Source organism: Gammaproteobacteria bacterium, assembly GCA_015709635.1.
Lineage (GTDB): Bacteria > Pseudomonadota > Gammaproteobacteria > Burkholderiales > Nitrosomonadaceae > Nitrosomonas.
The window spans coordinates 471,338-490,673 of sequence record CP054180.1; the positions used below are offsets into that span (position 1 = coordinate 471,338).

18 protein-coding genes are annotated in these 19,336 nt (G+C 51.2%); 13 read left to right on the top strand and 5 right to left on the bottom strand.

Annotation, left to right across the window (positions count from 1 at the left end):
- Positions 1 to 223 precede the first annotated feature (223 nt).
- From HRU78_02195 to HRU78_02210, 4 genes are all read left to right on the top strand, one after another.
- Entirely contained in the window at positions 224 to 1,360 is a 1,137-nt protein-coding gene (locus tag HRU78_02195) for an FtsX-like permease family protein (GenBank protein ID QOJ22600.1), read from the top strand.
- A 3-nt stretch (positions 1,361 to 1,363) separates the two neighbouring features.
- Positions 1,364 to 2,065: an ABC transporter ATP-binding protein gene (locus HRU78_02200; protein ID QOJ22601.1), complete on the top strand. Its 702-nt coding sequence runs from the start codon at positions 1,364 to 1,366 to the stop codon at positions 2,063 to 2,065.
- Positions 2,055 to 3,143, top strand: a complete 1,089-nt coding sequence (locus HRU78_02205) for a biotin/lipoyl-binding protein (protein ID QOJ22602.1) — start codon at positions 2,055 to 2,057, stop codon at positions 3,141 to 3,143. The genes HRU78_02200 and HRU78_02205 overlap by 11 nt, the downstream gene beginning before the upstream one ends.
- 62 nt (positions 3,144 to 3,205) lie before the next feature.
- Positions 3,206 to 4,720, top strand: a complete 1,515-nt coding sequence (locus HRU78_02210) for an efflux transporter outer membrane subunit (GenBank protein QOJ24878.1) — start codon at positions 3,206 to 3,208, stop codon at positions 4,718 to 4,720.
- A 31-nt stretch (positions 4,721 to 4,751) separates the two neighbouring features.
- Here HRU78_02210 and glgP read toward each other — a convergent pair whose 3' ends face one another.
- Both glgP and glk read right to left on the bottom strand, forming a co-directional pair.
- A complete protein-coding gene (gene glgP, locus HRU78_02215) occupies positions 4,752 to 7,307 on the bottom strand; it encodes an alpha-glucan family phosphorylase (protein QOJ22603.1) in 2,556 nt (851 codons plus the stop codon).
- A gap of 86 nt (positions 7,308 to 7,393) precedes the next feature.
- On the bottom strand, positions 7,394 to 8,410 hold the full coding sequence (gene glk, locus HRU78_02220) for a glucokinase (GenBank protein ID QOJ22604.1): 1,017 nt from the start codon (positions 8,408 to 8,410) through the stop codon (positions 7,394 to 7,396).
- Between the two features lie 151 nt (positions 8,411 to 8,561).
- Between glk and HRU78_02225 the strand changes: the two genes are divergently transcribed.
- From HRU78_02225 to HRU78_02235, 3 genes are read left to right on the top strand one after another with little or no spacing between them, the layout of a single operon-like run.
- Positions 8,562 to 10,082 (top strand): DUF853 family protein, encoded by a 1,521-nt coding sequence (locus HRU78_02225; GenBank protein ID QOJ24879.1) that lies wholly within the window; start codon positions 8,562 to 8,564, stop codon positions 10,080 to 10,082.
- 41 nt (positions 10,083 to 10,123) lie between these two features.
- Positions 10,124 to 10,513: a hypothetical protein gene (locus HRU78_02230; protein QOJ22605.1), complete on the top strand. Its 390-nt coding sequence runs from the start codon at positions 10,124 to 10,126 to the stop codon at positions 10,511 to 10,513.
- Positions 10,514 to 10,547: 34 nt separating this feature from the next.
- Positions 10,548 to 10,886 (top strand): hypothetical protein, encoded by a 339-nt coding sequence (locus tag HRU78_02235; GenBank protein ID QOJ22606.1) that lies wholly within the window; start codon positions 10,548 to 10,550, stop codon positions 10,884 to 10,886.
- Between the two features lie 134 nt (positions 10,887 to 11,020).
- Here the strand turns inward: HRU78_02235 and HRU78_02240 are convergent, their stop codons facing one another.
- The 3 genes from HRU78_02240 to HRU78_02250 all read right to left on the bottom strand — a co-directional run bounded on the left by HRU78_02240 (position 11,021) and on the right by HRU78_02250 (position 14,452).
- Positions 11,021 to 12,079 carry a hypothetical protein gene (locus HRU78_02240; protein ID QOJ22607.1) on the bottom strand — a complete coding sequence of 353 codons (1,059 nt, stop codon included), beginning with the start codon at positions 12,077 to 12,079 and terminating at the stop codon, positions 11,021 to 11,023.
- Positions 12,079 to 13,341: a hypothetical protein gene (locus HRU78_02245; GenBank protein QOJ22608.1), complete on the bottom strand. Its 1,263-nt coding sequence runs from the start codon at positions 13,339 to 13,341 to the stop codon at positions 12,079 to 12,081. The genes HRU78_02240 and HRU78_02245 overlap by 1 nt, the downstream gene beginning before the upstream one ends.
- 196 nt (positions 13,342 to 13,537) lie before the next feature.
- On the bottom strand, positions 13,538 to 14,452 hold the full coding sequence (locus tag HRU78_02250; protein QOJ22609.1) for a LysR family transcriptional regulator: 915 nt from the start codon (positions 14,450 to 14,452) through the stop codon (positions 13,538 to 13,540).
- A gap of 330 nt (positions 14,453 to 14,782) precedes the next feature.
- Between HRU78_02250 and HRU78_02255 the strand changes: the two genes are divergently transcribed.
- The 6 genes from HRU78_02255 to HRU78_02280 all read left to right on the top strand — a co-directional run bounded on the left by HRU78_02255 (position 14,783) and on the right by HRU78_02280 (position 19,299).
- On the top strand, positions 14,783 to 14,983 hold the full coding sequence (locus tag HRU78_02255) for a hypothetical protein (protein ID QOJ22216.1): 201 nt from the start codon (positions 14,783 to 14,785) through the stop codon (positions 14,981 to 14,983).
- Between the two features lie 121 nt (positions 14,984 to 15,104).
- Positions 15,105 to 15,410, top strand: a complete 306-nt coding sequence (locus HRU78_02260) for a DUF190 domain-containing protein (protein ID QOJ22610.1) — start codon at positions 15,105 to 15,107, stop codon at positions 15,408 to 15,410.
- Positions 15,411 to 15,827: 417 nt separating this feature from the next.
- Complete coding sequence (locus HRU78_02265) at positions 15,828 to 17,201, top strand: caspase family protein (protein QOJ22611.1); 1,374 nt, start codon at positions 15,828 to 15,830, stop codon at positions 17,199 to 17,201.
- Entirely contained in the window at positions 17,198 to 17,542 is a 345-nt protein-coding gene (locus HRU78_02270; protein ID QOJ22612.1) for a hypothetical protein, read from the top strand. The genes HRU78_02265 and HRU78_02270 overlap by 4 nt, the downstream gene beginning before the upstream one ends.
- Before the next feature lie 267 nt (positions 17,543 to 17,809).
- On the top strand, positions 17,810 to 18,379 hold the full coding sequence (locus HRU78_02275) for a DUF4255 domain-containing protein (protein ID QOJ24880.1): 570 nt from the start codon (positions 17,810 to 17,812) through the stop codon (positions 18,377 to 18,379).
- A 59-nt stretch (positions 18,380 to 18,438) separates the two neighbouring features.
- Positions 18,439 to 19,299: a hypothetical protein gene (locus HRU78_02280; GenBank protein QOJ22613.1), complete on the top strand. Its 861-nt coding sequence runs from the start codon at positions 18,439 to 18,441 to the stop codon at positions 19,297 to 19,299.
- Positions 19,300 to 19,336: the final 37 nt, after the last annotated feature.

Genomic DNA, 19,336 nt, shown 5'->3' on the forward strand with positions numbered 1-19,336 from the left:
GCACGAAAATTTCAAACCATCCGACGGGGCTATGACTCTTGTGTCAATATATCAATGACATTCTTATTGAAAGTTTTAGACTCTCAGATGTATCCTTTTGCACAGGATTCTGAGCTACACTGAACATCGGAATGATTCGCCGTATTGTTATATTTTTATCACACAACCAAAGTACGCAGTTCGATAACAGATTCATTGGCGTTTTTCTTGGGGTGGATGCGTAATGAACGGAACCTTGAAACTGGCTTTTAAGCTGCTCGTGAACGACAAAGGAAAATACGCTGCTTTGTTGGTCGGGATTATGTTTGCCGTGTTTTTGATGGTGCAGATGACGTCGATTTTTTCCGGCATTCTGGCGAAATCTTCCTCGACCGTGATTAACCTGGGTGCGCAGGTTTGGGTGATGGATCCGGCGGTGAATAATGTGGCGAATAGCATTCCGATGCCGGATTATGTGCTCGACGCGGTGCGCAGTATCAATGGCGTCAAGTATGCCGTGCCATTGTATTCTGGCGGTGCGCTGGTCAAGCTCAGAAGCGGTGTGTTTCAATCGGTGACGGTGCTCGGGTTGGACGACAATAGCCTGTTCGGCCGTCCCGAGCTGATTGCCGGCAAGATCGAAGATATTTATGCCGAGAACGCATTCATCGCCGTACAAGATGCAGAAATCAACAAGCTTGGTGACATCCAATTGGGAACCGATTTTGAGTTGAACGATCATCGCGGTGTCATTGTCGGTATCGCCAAGGTGACCGCCAGCGGGTTGTTCGGCATTCCCACGCTGTATACGACTTATAGCCGGGCGATTCAGTACATCCCGTCAACGCGCTTCACCATCTCGTATATTCTCGTCGAACCGAAAAATAATGATGCGATTTCGCATATTAAGGAGCAGGTTAAGCTGCTGGGTTATGAGGCGCTCACCAAAGAAGAGTTTATGCAGAAAATAGCGAATTACTACAAATACCAGACCGGGTTGGGAACCAATATTTTTATCATGACCATCGTCAGCTTTCTGGTGGGGCTATCGATCTCCGGGCAGACTTTTTATACCTTTATATTGGAAAATTTGGAAAAATTCGGCGCGTTGAAGGCGATCGGCGCAAAAGGGCATGAGCTGGTGTACATGATTCTTTTTCAGGCCACATTCACCGCGCTGATTGGATATGGATTGGGGGTCGGGTTGTGCACGCTCATCATCACGGTCGCAAAACTCAAAGTCCCGGACTATTCCGCCAATATCACGTATACCACCTTGGCTTTTGCGTTTGTCATGGTGCTGATCATCGCCGCGATTTCCAGCTATATCGGCATAAGAAAGGTGCTGAAGATTGAACCATTCGATATTTTCAGAGGCTAACGGGTGAATTCCGCTGTTTCCGCGCATGAACTGACCAAGTGGTTCGGCGAGGGCGATGCGAAAACCTTCGCGGTTCGGGGTGTCAGTTTTGAAGCTTACTTTGGCGAGATATTTTTCATCGTAGGTCCTTCGGGAAGCGGGAAAACAACGTTATTGAGTATGATCTCGGGTATTCTGCGCCCCAATTCCGGCGCGGTGACTATCGATAGCATGGATATCTGGGCATTGAAACCCGATCAGATCGCTGAGTTTCGTTTGAACAAAGTCGGTTTCGTATTTCAGGATTACCATCTGTTTCCACGGCTGACCACAGCCGAGAATGTCGCGATTCCGTTGATCCTGAAGAAACGCGACTGGGATGAATCGATCCGGGAAGCGGCCGGTTATCTGGAAATTGTCGGGTTGAAGAATAAAGCCGGACTGCCGCCGATGAAATTAAGCGGCGGTGAACAGCAGCGAGTGGCCATCGCACGCGCGCTGATAAGCCAGCCGGATATTTTGATTTTTGACGAACCGACCGCATCGTTGGACGGCGATACCGGCCGGCGCATCATGGATTTTGTCAAAACCAGCGTGCTCAACGACAAGCGCTGTATTTTGATCGTCACCCACGATAGCCGGATTTTCGAATTTGCCGATCGGATCATGAAGATGGAAGACGGCAAGATCGTCGGCATTGAGAACAGGAGGAACGGTGCAGAATAAAGTCATCATTACCGTTGCCATAGGCGGCATCATAGCCGGCTTGCTCAGCGCTTATCTGGTCGGCCGGGAAAAGATGCCGCAACCGCCGGTTTTCGATCCGGCGCCCAATCCTTATGCCAAGGGCATTTATTCCACCGGGGTCATCGAGAGCCTCCAGCCGACCGGGGAGAATATCAATCTTTATCCGGAAGTGGCGGGTGTGATTACCCGGATTCTGGTGACCGAAGGGCAAGCGGTCAAGCAAGGCGAACCGTTGCTGAAAATGGACGACTCGGTGCAGCGCGCGACCGTCGAACAGCAGCGTTCGCAAGCGGAAGCTGCACATGCCTTGCTGGAAGAATTGCAAGCCCAGCCCAGGAAAGAAGTTCTGGATGTCGCCAAAGCGCAACTGGATTTCGCCAGGGCAAATTTGACAACCGCCGAGACGCAGCTGAAGAAATTGCAGAATGCTTACGACATGGATGCTAAATCGGTGAGCAAGGATAACCTGGATAATGCGATCAATGCCGCCAAAGTCGCGAAGGCCAGCGTTGAAGTTGCTTTGAAGAACTACAGTCTGACCAAGGCGGGCGCCTGGAGTTACGATATTCAGAACCAAGAACGCCAGTATGCGGCTTTATCCAATACCTATCGCGCCGGCAGCGCCTTGCTGGAAAAATATACGATCAAAGCACCGGTTGACGGTGTCGTGCTATCGATAACCGCCTCGCTGGGCAGCTATGTTTCACCACAGGGTGTCTACGATACCTATACGCAGGGATTGAATCCGGTGATCGTGATGGGCAGCCATGAAGATGAGCTGGTGGTGCGATGCTTTGTCGATGAAATCCTGATTAACCGGTTGCCGGATGTCAGCAAAATGCGGGCGCAAATGTTTCTGCGCGGTACAAAAATCCGTATTCCGCTGGAATATTTCCGCTTGCAACCCTATGTTTCACCCAAGATCCAATTATCGAACCAACGCACCGAACGGGTCGATGTCAGGGTTCTGCCGGTGTTGTTTCGTTTTAAGCAACCCGATGACGTGCAGCTCTATCGCGGTCAATTGGTGGATGTTTATATCAATGAGGATGGCTGATTGATAGCCGGACCGGTATGCAGCGGAATGGGAGTGACGTGAAAAAGTACAACTTTACGAGGATGCTGCGGATCTTTCTTTTGTGCTGGAAAGGCGTAGCGCAGGGATTGTGCCTGATCTCGTTGCTGATGTCGGTCGGTTGTGCTGTCGGACCGGATTTTGTCCGACCGGATCCTCCGCAAACCGATCGCTATGTACCGGAAGGACAATCGCTGGAAATTGTCCCGGTCAATGGTCAAGCGCAACATTTTGCACAGGGTGCCGAAATCGTCGCGGATTGGTGGCGGTTGTTTCAATCTCCCAAGCTGGATGCGCTGGTGCAGGAAGCGATCGATCATAATCAGAACTTGCAAGCGGCGCAGGCCAGTTTACGCCAGAGTCAGGAAAATTTACGTGCCGGCTATGGAATTTTTTATCCGCAGATCGATCTTGCCGCTGGCTTTAGCCGTCAGCGGTTTTCCGCCGCCCGCTTCGGCAGTTCCGCCAGTTCGATTTTTAATTTACTGACCCTATCTACCACGGTCAGTTATGCACTCGATGTTTTCGGTGGGCAACGCCGCGCCGTTGAGGGCTTGGGTGCGCAAAGAGATTTTCAGCGTTATACGGTTTTAGCCACCTATCTGACATTGTCCGGCAACATCGTCAATAGCGTGATCGCCCGGGCTGCTTACGCCGCACAGATCGCGGCAACCCGGCAACTGATCGGCTTGCAGCAGGAACAAATTGCGATCAGTGAAACCCAGGTGAAAGCAGGCATTGTCGCGTATGCAAGTATTGTCGATCTTAAAACCAGGCTGGCGGCACTGGAAGCCACGCTTGCACCGCTGGAACAAAAATACAGCCAGGCTGAACATCTGTTGTCAGCGCTGACAGGTCATGCGCCGGGAGAGCGGACGTTGGAGCCGGTCGATCTGGATGACATCATGTTGCCGGCCGATCTGCCCTTGTCGTTGCCTTCCAAGCTGGTGCGCCAGCGTCCCGATATCCTGGCAGCCGAAGCCAGTGTGCATGAAAATAGCGCCAATATCGGCGTCGCCACGGCTGAATTGCTGCCCAGCTTTACCCTGAGCGGTACTTATGGCCAGAACACGCGGAATCTGATGGATGTTTTTATGAGCAGCGGCAACTTTTGGAGTGCGGGCGCCAATATCGTGGCGCCGTTGTTTCATGGCGGCACATCATGGCTGCACCGCAAGGCTGCGATCGCCGCTTATCAGCAATCCTTGGCGAATTACAAGCAAACTGCCTTGGATGCTTTGGCCCAGGTGGCCGATATTTTGCTGGCGCTGGAACATGACGCCGAAGCGCTACGAAATTACGCGCAACAACTGGATCTCACCCAGGAGGCGGTGCGCTTGGTACAAACCAATTATCAGGCGGGGCTGGTCGATTATCTGCAGGTCCTGAACGCCAAGAGTCAGTATTTTCAGGCCAAGCTGGCATATCTGCAGGTACAAGCCCAACGTTTGCAGGATACCGCGGCGCTTTTCGTCGCTCTTGGCGGCGGGTGGTGGAATGACGATAAGCGGGAAGAATCCCGGCTTAGCCCGAAGGTTTTGGCGAGCTTCCGGCCATAACGCAGCGCGCACGCCGGAATGCGATCCGGATCTACAACCATACCATCAATCCCATTTCCAGCGGATGCGTCAGCAGCGGATGGTACGGATAGATGCGAATGAAATATTCCTGCTTGCCGCATAATTCCGGTGTCAGCTTGAGTTCGAACAGATGCTCGCCTGCGTCCTGCATGCCGGTAAATTGAAACTTGAAGTGGTCGAAATTGCATAACCGGGTGGTCTTGAATTGGCGGCAGATCAGTAACTCAATGACGACATCTTCGGGAGCCAGGTTGTTGAGTCTTGCGGCGACTCTGAAATCCAGCGTTTCGTCAAAATAAATACGCTCGCACGGCGTATCCAAGCGGCGTAGCGAGACGCCGGACCAGGCGCGGCGGATTTTGGTTTTCCACGTAGCGATAGCTTTCGCGTCGGCAAAATCGTTGGCAGCATACAGCGCACCTTTATCACTGGCCGGGCAGTAGAATTTATTGACGTATTCATCGACCATGCGGGTGGCGTTATAGCTGGGCAGCAGCGATATCATCGAATGCTTGGCCATTTTCACCCATTCCGGCGAATAGCCCAGCTTGCCATAGCTGTAATACAACGGGACCACCTGATCTTGCAGGATTTCATATAAGGCGCGGCTTTCCTCCTGATCGCGCACGACGCCTTCCATGTCTTCCGGGCCGGGTTTGACCGCCCAGCCGTTCTTGCCGTCGTAGCCTTCGCCCCACCAGCCGTCGAGCACGCTCAAATTGATCGCGCCGTTGATGCCTGCTTTCATTCCCGAAGTGCCGCTGGCCTCCAGCGGATAAATCGGATTGTTCAGCCACACGTCGACACCGGCGACCAGCCGCCGGGCAAGGCGCAGGTCGTAACCTTCGATCAGGAGCAGCCGCCCTTCGAATTCCGGGAAGTGCGCGATTTGACTGATACGGCGGATCAGGTCCTGCCCCGGCACGTCCGCGGGGTGGGCTTTGCCGGCGAAAATCAGCAGCACGGGCCGCTCCTGATCCAGAATAATTTTCCGCAGCCAGTCGAGATTTTCGAATAGCAAGGTGGCGCGCTTGTAAGTGGCGAAGCGGCGTGCAAAGCCGAGTGTCAGGACATTGGGATTGATCGGATCGACGAATTTTAGCAGGCGGTCAAGATGCGCTTCGGAACCGCGGTTGCGGGCATTTTGCTCGGTGATGCGCGAACGGATGCCGTAAAACATCTGCGATTTCAACGATTGCCGCACACTCCAGAACAAATGATCCGGGATCGCGTCAATACGCGACCAGTATTGGGTATCGCACATTTTGCTGCGCCATTCGTGACCGAGGTAACGGTCGAACAGATCGGACCATTCCTGTGCCAGAAAAGTCGGTACATGAATGCCGTTGGTGACGTACGACATCGGATTTTCTTCCGGCTCGATCTGCGGCCACAGATCGCGGCAGATATTCGCCGATACGCCGCCGTGTATTTTGCTGACACCGTTGTGCGTGCGCGAGCCGCGAATCGCCAACGCGGTCATATTGAAATCCGGGCTGCCGGGTATGTGGCCGAGCGCCATGAATTCTTCGTGCGTGATGTTCAGGCTGCGGTAGAAGCTGTCAAAATAAGTTTGCATCGTCTCCGCGCTGAAGTGATCGTGCCCGGCAGGCACCGCAGTGTGGGTGGTAAACACCGTGTTCACTGCCACGCTCTCGAGGGCGCTGGCAAAATCCAGCCCTTGCTGCACCAAATTGTGAATGCGCTCAAGAATCATGAACGCGGCGTGTCCTTCGTTGATATGCCATATGGTCGGTTTGATGCCGAGCGCTTGCAGCGCGCGCGCGCCGCCCATGCCGAGGATGATTTCCTGCTCGATGCGCATGGTTCTGTCGCCGCCGTAAAGATTGTGCGTGATGTAGCGGTCCTGCGGGGAATTTTCCGGTAAATCGGTATCGAGCAGGTAAAGCGTGACATGGCCGATTTTTGCCTGCCATATTTTGGCGGTGATTTGCCGTTGCAGCAGGGGCACTTGGATATGCATGTCCGAACCGTCCGCATGCGTCACCGGGGTCACCGGCAGATCTTCAAAATCGGCGACAGTGTAGGTGACTTGCTGATTGCCGCGGATGTCGATGGTTTGGGAGAAATAGCCCTGGCGGTACAGCAAACCGACGGCGACGAAGGGCAAATGCAAGTCGCTGGCGGCTTTGCAGTGATCGCCGGCCAAGATCCCTAAACCGCCGGAGTAAATCGGTAAGCTTTCATGAAAACCGAATTCAAAGCAGAAATAAGCCACCTGATCTTGCGAGCTCAATCCGCCATTGTTGTTTTGCAGTGCGGTTGCATCATGATACGAATCGTACGTGGACAGGATGCTGTTATAGGTCGCGAGAAAAACCCGGTCTTCGGTCGCCTTCAGCAATACCGATTCGTCCACGCGCTTTAGAAATGCCTTGGGGTTATGTTCCACCGCTTCCCATAAATACGGATCGAGCCGTGAAAACAGCGCGCGCGTGGCACGGTCCCAGCTGTACCAGAGGTTGTTGGCCAGTTCTTCCAAGCGCTTCAGGCGCGGCGGTATTTTAGGGTTGACGGTAATGGTGAAGGCAGTGCGCGAAAACATAATGGTTCTCCTCGATGCGAATAAGCGTTTTTTATATGATACACCGTGAACCGGCTGATTGATCCGGTTCGGCAGTTGGAATCCGGTCAATGTACGGTTTTGCTATGACTTTTTTCGTGGTTTTGCAGCAAATGCTGCGCTTCCCGCCGCGCGCCGAGCAGACCGATCGCCGGGTTGGTGACGACATGTACCGGGACTTCGTGCAGCAAGGCGGAAAATCTTCCCTTGGCGCAGAATGCGCGCATAAAGCCACCTGCGCGCAAGGTATCGATCATTTTCGGCGCGATGCCTCCTGCGACATAGACGCCGCCGCGGCATAGTCCGGCAAGCGCCAGATTACCGGCATAAGCGCCGTAAATCTCGGTAAATAATTCGAGCGCTTGCAACGCCACCGGGTGTTTTCCAGTTTGCGCCATTGCTGTGACCATCGCACCGCTGTCTTCTGCAAGTTCGATTGAAGGTAAGTCTGATGCAGTAGTGTGCGTTTGTAAAAATTTGAAGATGTTCGTGAGCCCGGAACCGGATAGCAAACGTTCCACGGACACATGATCAAATCGCAGTTGCAGCCACTCAAGCAAACCGGTTTGCAACGGCGTGAGCGGCGCGAAATCGATATGACCCGCTTCGGTCGGCAGCGCAAAATAACGGCCGTTGATCCACGCCAGCCACGCCACGCCCATTCCGGTACCGGCGCCGAGCACTACGCGCATGGCATGCGCATGCGGCTGTCCGGTTTGCAACGTAACCAGGTCGCCGCAGGGCAAATCTTCAATTGCGAGCGCGACAGCCTCGAAATCGTTGATGAGTTTGACGGTTGCCATTGAAAATTCACGCGCGATGTCCGCGCTGCTGATGCGCCAGGGTAAATTGGTCAAGGCCGCCTGTTGCGCGGCAATCGGCCCGGCTACGGCGAAACACGCTGCCGCAGGGGGATGAGGTGTTGCCTGACCGAGAAAATCTTGCAGAATATCGGAGAAAGTGGCAAAAGCCGCGCTGTCGTAGCGTTTGGTGCAGCATTCCCGAATGCCGCCATCGGCAATCTCAGCCAGTTGCAGAACGGTTTTGGTGCCGCCGATGTCGCCGTAGAGGAGCTGTGTATTCACGTGCCGGTCAATCCTTGGAGTCTTCTCAACATGAATGGAAAAAGTGACAAGCCAGGATAATAGTATACCGCGGTGCTGAGGGTATGTTTCGATTGCCTTTGCTGCCGTTTGACTTACAATGACTTCTTTCTTGATTTCTGTGAAAAACGCCATGACCGATCCATTGATTATCGCCAAAACCAGTAAATCCGATGTGGCCCTTTTGCCCGCGATGGCGACGCGTCACGGCTGCATCACCGGCGCGACCGGCACCGGCAAAACGGTGACGTTGCAGAAGCTGGCGGAAAGCTTTTCCAGCATCGGTGTGCCGGTATTCATGGCGGATATCAAAGGCGATTTGACCGGTATCTGCAAGCCTGGAGCGTTGTCCGCAAAAATGCAAGCCCGGCTGGGCATGTTGCAATTGGATGCGCCGCAATGGCAAGGCTTTCCGGTGACGCTGTGGGATGTATTGCAGGAGAACGGTCATCCAATTCGCGCGACGATTTCCGATCTCGGACCGTTGCTACTGGTGCGCTTGCTGAATCTGAACGAAACGCAGGAAGGCGTGCTGACTTTGGTGTTTAAAGTCGCTGACGATCATGGCTTGTTGTTGCTCGATCTGAAGGATTTGCGCGCGCTGCTGCAATTTGCCGGTGACCATGCGGATCAGTTCAAAACCCAATATGGCAACGTGTCACCCGCTTCGATCGGCGCTATCCAGCGCAGTTTGCTGCAAATAGAAAAGCAGGGCGGCGGCAAATTCTTCGGCGAGCCGATGCTGAATATCGAGGATTTGATGCAGACACTGGACGGCAAGGGTGTCATTAATATTCTGACGGCGGATCAATTGCTCAATTCACCGCGGCTGTACAGTACTTTTTTGCTGTGGATGCTGTCCGAGCTGTACGAAAATTTGCCGGAAACCGGCGACCGCGAGAAGCCCAAGCTGGTGTTCTTTTTCGATGAAGCGCATTTGTTGTTCAGCATGGCGTCGCCTGCGTTGCTGGAGAAAATCGAGCAAGTGGTGCGGTTGATCCGTTCCAAAGGTGTCGGGGTTTATTTCGTCACGCAGAATCCTTTCGATATTCCCGAGAAAGTCCTGAGTCAACTGGGTAACCGCGTGCAGCATGCGTTGCGCGCGTTCACGCCGCGCGACCAGAAAGCAGTGAATGCGATTGCCGAAACCATGCGGCCCAATCCGAAATTGAACGTCAAACAAGCCATTCTCGAGCTGTCCGTTGGCGAGGCGTTGGTTTCCTTTCTCGATGCCGACGGTTCGCCCTGCGTGACCGAACGCGCGATGATATTGCCGCCGGTCAGTCAGATCGGTCCGATTACGGCGGACGAACGCAAGGAATTGATAGCGTCGTCGATTGTGGCCGGTGTGTACGAGCAGGAAATCGACCGCGAAAGCGCTTTTGAATTGCTGCAAGCACGCGGCAGTGCTGAAAAATCGCTGGGTCATTCAGCGCAAACGGGGGCTCCCGGAAGTGTGCGCAAACCTGCGGGTGAAGGCGTGCTGGCCGATCTGGGCGATTTACTGCTGGGTTCAACCGGTAAGCGCGGCGGTCGGCGCGAAAGCGTGCTCGATGCCTTTGCAAAAAGCGCCGCCCGTTCGGTCGGTTCGTCCATTGCACGCGAGATTACCCGTGGTTTGCTTGGGTCGATATTGGGACAGAAACGGCGTTAGTTCGGAGCGGTTTTATTTTGGTATTGAAGAGAAAATAGGCAATGAAAAAACTCATCAGCGCATTGCTCTTGTGCCTGAATTTCGGTTTTGCTCACGCTGCCGGTCCCTACGACGGCATCTGGACCATCGATGATTTGCCCGAAGCAGGCTATTTAATGACCTCGGAAAATAGCGGCAGATTGATCTTTGTCGGACTCAATCCGCCCGATTTAGACGGCAACCGGCGCTGGGGTGCATCGTGGGGTGACATCAAGGACGGCGCGGTGCGGCTGACTCGCTTAATCAACGATAATATCGACGCCGTCACCGATGTCGTCTTTACTTCACCGACGACATTAACGTTGACCCAGAAATCATGCCGGCCGATCAATCCCAGTTATGTCTGCTCATTGCCAAACGGCGTGCCTTTTGCGGCCACCAAGATTTGGTAAAAAACGGATCACTATATTTCCTATGCATACCATCATGAAATCACTGCTCATCGCACCCATCCTGCTGCTTGCCGGTTGCACTTCATACTCGATCTACGGCGGCGACCCTGCGCAACGGCAATTGCGCAACCAATGGTCAGCCAACTACGAACTATGCGAACGGTTAACCGTCGTGACGCTGGCACCCGAGAAAATCCGCGCAGAGTGGACCAATGAAATTACCAGCAGAAGCGTGGATTGCACCCTGTATGCGGCAACTACGCATACCGCGGTGAACCGCGATATGCCGTTCGTGCGCTGGAGCACGCACTGGACTGCGCCGAGAATGACTTCAACCGTACCTGCGCCGAGCCAATTGATTCATGCGCGGTGAGTTTTCATTGCGATGGAGTCGGAGATGATGAATTACGGTGAGTAGTTGATTCGATTCCTTGCCTTTTCCTCCGCTTGAATCATTTTTTCTCTGGAAAATCCGTGGCGATTCAAGTATTCCGACTGATCGAGAGTCTAAGCATCTCTGAGGTTCTCAGAGAACATAACTCTGTCAATATCTAGATAATCCAGAAAGCAGGATAGTAACCCACGGAGCTCAATTGACGCAGATGAATGCGGCGAAAACACCCGATTCATTGAGAGTTGTTCGAGCTCCTTCGCAACTGTGAACAGTGATTTCGCGACATCCTGTTTCGAAAAATACTCGCCGAGGATGACCGTATTCAGGGCGGAGAGATGCTTTTCGACGCTAGTGCGAACCTGCTTTGAAATAAGTGCACCTTCTGTTGCGTGCTGTTCTACCAATCCCATCGCAACATTGAGAACCCTCTTCATGCCGACGCTACCCTTGGAACCGTATGTAAAGCCATCCTTGATGAGCACGCTGCGCTCGGTTTGATCAAGGAAGGAGAGCTCCTTTAGCAAGAAGTCAATAGCGACGGCCACAAACGAACAAATCAAATAGAAACATCTTAGCGCGGTTTCGCGCTGCGTCGGTTTAGTAATTGACTGCTCGGCAAAAAAGTGGGCATGAGACAACCATTCATTGCAGGCATCAAAAGAAAGATTGCGCGCGAGCAAGCTCTTACAAGACTGAATACGTTCCTTCCAACCACCGTCGAGCTTTTCGAGGGTGTATTCATTAATAAGTTTCGTAAATTCCTCTTCGGTCAATCGGTGTGCCACATGCTGGTCGTCAGACTTGGTAAGTTTGCTGAGGAATGCTCCATCCAGGACAAGCACTCCCAAGTCACGACCAAAATTTTTTACCTCTTGACGCCGCTCAGTAGTGGCAACGATGGCTGTCGTGGCTCTTGTTGCTTGCCTCAGTCCCTGTACCCAGAAGATTCGCTCAATAGCTTTGGGCGTGTTTTTGTTTTTGATATCAACGATCGTAATTTCGCGATTGACTGAAGATGAGCGACCATATAGCCACAGGTCGATATCGGTTACATTAAGTCCTTCGTAAATAAAAGGCACCCCTCGAACAACATAGTAACCGGCTCGAACAAAGTAGTTTCTAAGTGCTTCTTCCATCGTATGGCCTTTATTTGTAGCTGGTGGCTTTGCCATCAAAAAACTCCTCCGGTGCGTAATGCGGACAACATATCGTTAGTTGCTCTTGGACTGGTTTTTGTTTGAGTTCTCCTGATTCGCTCTCGATTGTGCTCGGGACCGTTGAAGCGTGTCACGGCAGCAGTTGGTAGGGATGTCAAGGAATGTTCACTAACATCTCCATGCCGAATTGCTTGTAGCGCTAGTTCTCCGACTTCCTTCTTCAGCAGTTTTAGCATCGGTCCAGTCCGACCCTTCTTGGTGCCGGTGCTTACCTTGACAACTCCCTTAAGCTCCAACACCTTGTAGTCCTCGGCAATGGCTTGGACGGGGCCGACGCGTTCGCCGCGAACAAGTGCGCTAAGAAGCGCATCGACCATTTGGATTTGGCCGCGCACATAGGAACTCTTTGTCATGCCGTATGTGACCGAACTGACGAATGCCTTTGCCAAGTCAAATGCATCATCAACCATGGAATTGCTATATTTTGAAAATGCAGAAGGAAGAGTCAAGAAGCCCACTTCTTCCGTGGAGTTGCTGACGATACTGATATCAAACAGACCGATAGCAGTAACTTTCATAAAAAGCGTGTCTCCCAACAGTGACTTGGCGGAATCAACTGGGATGCAGGCTTTTTTTCGAAGAGATTCAGTAAGCGTGTTAAGCTTGTTTTGATCGGCAGAAGAAAGGGAGTCGAGCACTGCCTTTATCTTCTTGGTCGATTCCCTTCTAAAAAGGTTGCCATTGAAGAGGAGTTTTTCCTTTCCGCCGAGTTGCTCAACATCAACAAAGCCTATTTGTTCTGCGTCGTAAATCGTTTGTTCGATGTCGGCCTTGGAAAGGTGATGGGTATCCCCCATTTCTTCGGAGAGCTCTGTTTCACTTATCGGCTCAATGGATGCCCTTTCTGCCAAATCAAGGGCTGCTGCTTCCTTCTTCGCAGGAGACAGGGAGTCGAAAATTTCTGCAGTGTGTTGAAGCGCTGATGAGGTCGTGACACCAAGAACTGCTATTCCCGTTGGTGTTGAATCGATCAACTCCTTGGTTTTCAGGACATCGATGAGCTTTGGTAATTCAAAGGTGGTGTTGATATTGGCAGCCTGTGCGAGCGTTTCTAGTCGCTGGGTTCCGATCACAATTTCTTCGTTGGCGGAAATTGCGGATAGAAGAATTCCCGCTTTTCCTGCAAGAAATGTCTTTTCGTACCCAAGTTGATTAATTACTGCCTGAAGCTTATTGGTGTGATGAATCAGCCATGAGCCTTTTGTCTTTTTGTCCATAATTTCTCTTAGATTTATAACAGCTCAGATGCATAGCGTAATATACAAGACATTTTGTCCAATAACCTCATGTGCAATGTCGTGCAACTGTGATCAATATTAATCATCGTCATGTATTTTAAGGTAAATATGAAAATGAAATGCGGCAAATAATACAAGTAAAAAGATCTGATGGGCTATAGATTGAACACGATGTTCATTTTACTAAAGATCGATCCCAATAAGGCATGTCGCCGACGTGTTCCGCTAGGAAATTAATAAAAGCGCGTATTTTTATGGGTAGATGCCGGCTGGGGAGATAGCAGGCATAAATATGGCGCTCTACCGATAGGTAGTCCGGCAGCACCGTCTGCAGCCGCCCTTTTTGTAATTCCATGCCTATCGTATACGTAGGTAGCAAGGCAATGCCCAGTCCATACAATACTGCTTGCGCGAGCGCATCGTTATCGTTGATCCGCAGGGTTCCGGATATCGGAACCTTGATCTTGCCTTCCGGCCCGTCGAAGCGCCAATAACCTTGTTCGGGTGAAAGCGCGCAATCGAGACAGTTATGGTTCACAAGATCGGCCGGGGTCTGGGGTGCGCCCCGTTGTTGAAAATACTGCGGGGTTGCGCACAATATGCGGCGGACGGGCGCAATCTTGCGCGCGACCAGATTGGGGTCGGGCTCGTTGGTCACGCGGATTTGCACGTCATACCCTTCTTCAATCAAATCGCCCGGATGATCGGTAATCGTCAAATCAACTTTGATTTCAGGATAGCGCGCGAGAAAACAAGGCAGCGCCGGAGCGATATGGCGCGTTCCGAATGAGCTCGGCGTGCTCACTTTCAGGGTTCCGCGCGGTTCGTCATGAAGACTATTGATTGCCCGCTCGGCGTGTTCGGCTTCTTCCAGAATGCGTTTCACATGCTCCGACAGCGCGACGCCTGATTCCGTCAGACTGAGATGCCGCGTGCTGCGGAGCAGTAAGCGGGTGCTGAGATCCTTCTCAAGTTTTGCAACCGCTTTGCTAACCGCTGAACGGGAGATGTCCATGCGCCGCGCCGCTTCGGCAAAACTGCCTGTTTCTACCACCCGCGCAAAAATGACGAAAAGATTGAGATCTTGCATTGTGTCATTGTATCTAATTAGGAAACAAAATGTTTCACTTTATCGGACTTATCATCGAGACATTCAATCTATATTATCTATTCCAAGGTGAGATATTTAATTTGTATCTTAAGTCAGCAGGGTTTTTATCATTGCATTTAAATGACTTTATATATCTAGCCTTATTTTGTTTGTTCTTTGATCACTGCAATTGAGGGTGATTGGTTGATAAGCGAGTGGTTTTATTGTCAACCTGAAAGAACGTATTATTAACCTGGATATTTATCCGAGTCAGCTATGTGTTTTTCTGATTTGTATGAATAACCGGCAAATGTCCTAAAAGAGGAAAAAATGGAAATTAAAGAGTTATTAAAAGCACCGCAACTGGTTGTAGTTTATGCAATCACCCTTCTTTACACGATTACGTTTTACTTGGCTGCGGTTACGGAGCCGTCCGCAACGATGAAGCACCACAAGGTTTATCAGGTTGCCACGCTGGAAACAGGTGATCCGATTTATCTTGAAGCTATAAGCAATAACAGCTCGGGCTAAACGTGGTATGGACTGTGCCCCCATGATCGTGATCGGAAAATCACTGAAATATGTTCACGGGGGCATCTGATTTTCAAGTAATGGGTTAATAAAAATTATCTGATATTTTTGAGAGGAATTGATGGATGATTCGATAGTAATGAAAAGATTCGAAATCGTTATTGGAACAGAGTATCTCGACCAGTTGACGGAATTACTGGAAAGATCCGAAGTGCGCGGATATACGGTTTTCAAGAATGTGGGGGGTATCGGGTCGCGAGGTATCCGCAATCCCGATGATGTTCTGATAACCGATGAAAACATTGTAGTAATTCTCGCTTGTAAAGAAGATAGGGCGCAGAGAGTGCTGGATGAGCTCGGTACGGCAATGAAAGGTTTTGGCGGTATGTGCCTGGTTTCAAATTGTCATGCACAAACACCTGGATGAGATGGATTTGTTAAGCCATATTTTTAATGCCCAATGTGTACTGGCGTCAGTTGCCATTTCGGACGGCGCCGAGGCGCTGGTGTAGGTGTGATGGAAATTTGTTATGGGATTGACGGAATACTTTAAGAAGACATCCGTAAGCACTTATAAAGAAGCCACTGTTGTATTCACCGGTTGAATTCATGATCCTTCCGTGATCTTTCGTTAGTCCGCTTAAATTCCCGATTCTCACATTCCAACTGATTGTCGAGTGCTGTAGTGGATCACATCAAAATGTCTTGTTTTCTTGTGCCGATTGGATCACACTGAAAACGGGTTTTGATTTATCAATTCTGCTGTTGGCGGATAATCAAACTCTGAGTGCATTATTTCTGATGAAAAAGTAGCTTTATTTTTTCTATCCACGGGAGGCACATCATGGCAAACGATTCTGCATTAATCGGTAAAATAAAATCCGGTATAGTCAGCAATCTTTCCTGGAGAGCTGCGCGCAGTACCAATCTCCATATCGAAAACCGGATTCTCAAAAAAGGTGAAGCGGTTCTCGCTTATAAACAGCGTATCGTCGTGGAGCGTGATTCGATCATGGTTTTCGCGGACGATGCGCCACAGTTCAACTGGTCGCATCCTTGCCGCTACTTGTTGCACGATGCGGCAACCGGGGACTTGTACAATGAAGTGCAAGCGCAATTTCCGCCTTATATGACGGCTGAGGTGCCGAAGACTTTTCAGGGGTTTCATACCCCCATTAAAATCGCTGAACCTGAAATTTATTACCCGGTACTGCCGTGGTTGCGCTGTCCGATCCGCTGGGCGAAGGGGCAGCGTTATGCGGTGCTGTTTTCCGGTGCTTCAAATAACCGGCATACCAACGATCTGGAGTTTCTCTACCGCACCTTGCGCGATATTTACGGTTTTCCTGCCGCGAATATCTTCGTGCTGAACTACGACGGCACGATCAACTACAGCGGCAATCCGCACCCGGTGGTGAGTTGGCCGGGAGACAGCAGCGCTTACCGCATGCCGGTCAACGGAAAAGGAACGAAGGCCGATCTGGATGCGGTTTTCAATACGCTCAAGACCAAATTGAAGCCGGATGATTTGCTGTTGATCCATACCAACAATCACGGCGGTCACAATGGCACGCAGTCTTATCTGTGTACTTACAGCGGAGCGGATTATCTGGCCTCGGATTTTGCCGATACACTGGCGACTCTGCCCAAACATTATTGCATGATGGTCATGATGGAGCAGTGCCATGCCGGTGGTTTTAACGCCCCGATCCTGGCTAAGTCGACGGCAACGCATACCAGCGTTTCGTCAGCTTGTCTGGAACTGAACAACTCGATCGGTGGTGCGCAATTCGATCCGTTTGCCCGCGATTGGATTGCGGCAATGGCGGGGAATACACCGTATGGCGGCGCGCTGGCATCCAATCCCGACACGGATGGATCGGGTAAGGTTTCCGCGCGTGAAGCGCACAACTATGCCGACTCGGTGCACGATCCGTATGACACGCCGGTGTTCAGCCAGTCTTCGGTCGCGGCGGGTAACTGTTTTCTCGGGCAGCGCTATTGGTACCTGTGGCCGATCTATTGCCGGTTGCTGGTGGAAGTGTTGCAGCCTTACTACCTGCGCAAGCCGATTCCGGAGTTTTATGACATGGTGCACACCAAATTGATGCCGCAGTTGAAGGATATCGAAAGCAAGCTCGAAAGTTCCTCCGCGGCACAAGAAAAGGAACTGCGCGCTGTTGTCGGTGACGTTGTCAAGAAAGTTTTGGGTAAATGACGGAATCCGAGCAAAGCATCTTCGAGCGTGTGCGCGGAATTTTGGGCGACGAAATACTGTTGAATGCGATTGTCTATATCAGCCATGAAACAGTTCACGCCGGAACGCGAATCCACCTCGGAGATGCTCTAATCGACGTTCCGTGGGAGGCTTGGGTGGTGTTTGCCGATCTTGAACCGCAAGCCAACTGGGGGCATCGCTGTGCGTACATCGTCTTGCAGCATGAAGGAAGCGAGTTCATGCGAAAGAATGCACAAATGCCCCCTTTCCTCAAGCCGGGAGGGCTGTCGTTCCGGTTGCTGCGGAAAGGAGCTGGGGCTCCCGAATGGGCAGTTCAATGAAGCAAAGCTTGCGCAGTAAAACATTCCGGCGGGCGGAGTTTACCGGATAAAAACCGGAAAGTTGTGACTCGTGATCCTCTTCCGCCTGACTTGAATATCATCCGTTTGACAGTCCATCGGGCTTCCAGTACATTCGTCCGGGAAGAAAAAACCGTTTGCCTGTTGCGCGCAGGTGTGGCTCGCGAAATGACCCGCTGCTTGTGCCGTTTGCTATGAGGTCAAAGGCAATTAACTTTCGCTAAAGATAAAGGTTCTTGACTGCCCATGATGATTAACCTGGCCGTACAACTTTTGGCAACGCAGTTGAATCAGTATTTGCGGCGTACCTACAATCTCAATGAAGATGTCGTGGTGGTTTCCAATTTACTGGAAATGGACGGCAGCATGGCAGCCAATATCAGTAATAAACTGGTCGTTTTTCTGGTCAATATCGAGAAAGACACCGTTCCGTTCCGGCAGGTGAGCTTGCATGAAGTCGGGGAACGCGAGGTGCAGAGCAGCGTGCCGCTGTATTTCAATCTGTACCTGATGATGACGGCCAATTTTACCGGCAATAATTATCCCGAGGCGCTGAAATTTTTATCCAGCACGATCCATTTTTTTCAGAAGAACCATGTCGTCACGCATCAAACAGCGCCCGAGATGGATGAGCGCATCGAAAAACTGATTCTGGACATCGAGAATCTGTCGATCCAGGATCTCAGTAACTTATGGGGTTCCTTGGGCGGAAAATACTTGCCTTCCATTTTGTATAAAGTGCGCATGGTGGCTTTCGATACCGAGGATATCGTCGGTCGTATTCCGGTCGTGGCCGAACCGCAGCCGATGGTGAAATAGTGTTGCGGTGGGTGGTTGTCATCGTGCCAATCCGGAAAAAATCATAGGCTGATCCGAGCATGGGCGCTTACCGTCTTCTCGCGAGTGTGACTGTCGAGCATGCTTATTTCCCGGGATCGAATTGCAAAGCGCTCGAGTTTGTTCCGGCAGAGTCCTGTGCTGCGCTACTGAGGAAAACCGGCTTGCTGCTCAAATCGTCGGAAAGCGGTGTGGCGATTTATTTCGATCAAGAAAAAATCGATATCCTGCGACTGCACGCGGAAGATAATCTGACTCTGGCTTTCAAGGTCTTTTCCAAGGATAGCGATTTTTTTCGCTATACAGCGCCCGGTGCATCTCCTGAGAACGCGGTGCTTTTTTTCAGTAATCAGCACATCACATCCGATGCAACGGGCAAGCAAATGCTGCATTCCGGTGCCAGTGTGACCGAAAGCGCCTGGCTCGATATGACGGCTGCTCCCGTGCAGGAAATACTGGAGCGCAAGGATTATTTCGTAAAACCGGTCTTTATTCTGCAACTGCTGATCACTGCCGGTGCGCAAGGGTTGTGCTCGGAAAAACTGGATGCCGCGGCGCGGAAGTTTCATATCCGCTTTGTCGCCAATCAGACATTCTGGAAATACTATATTCTCGGCGATTTGACCAAACGCAATGTGTACATCGCGGATTTGGACAATACCATTCAGTTTGAGAACTTGGGAAACATTCTGCTACCGGGGAATCGTGAAGCGGTTCAACTGCAATCGTCGGTCGCCATTCCAATGCAGGAACAGCCTCATCAACGCCTGCAACTGAAGGAATCCACCAACATGGGAGACAGAATTCTGCTCAAGCGGTTGCCAAATGCCAGCGTGAATCAGATGCATGGAAACACGATGGCAGGAAAATTGGAGCAAGTTTCGGAAATTTATATTAGTTGATACAAATTTCTAATTCTTTATTCTCATTTATTTAAAT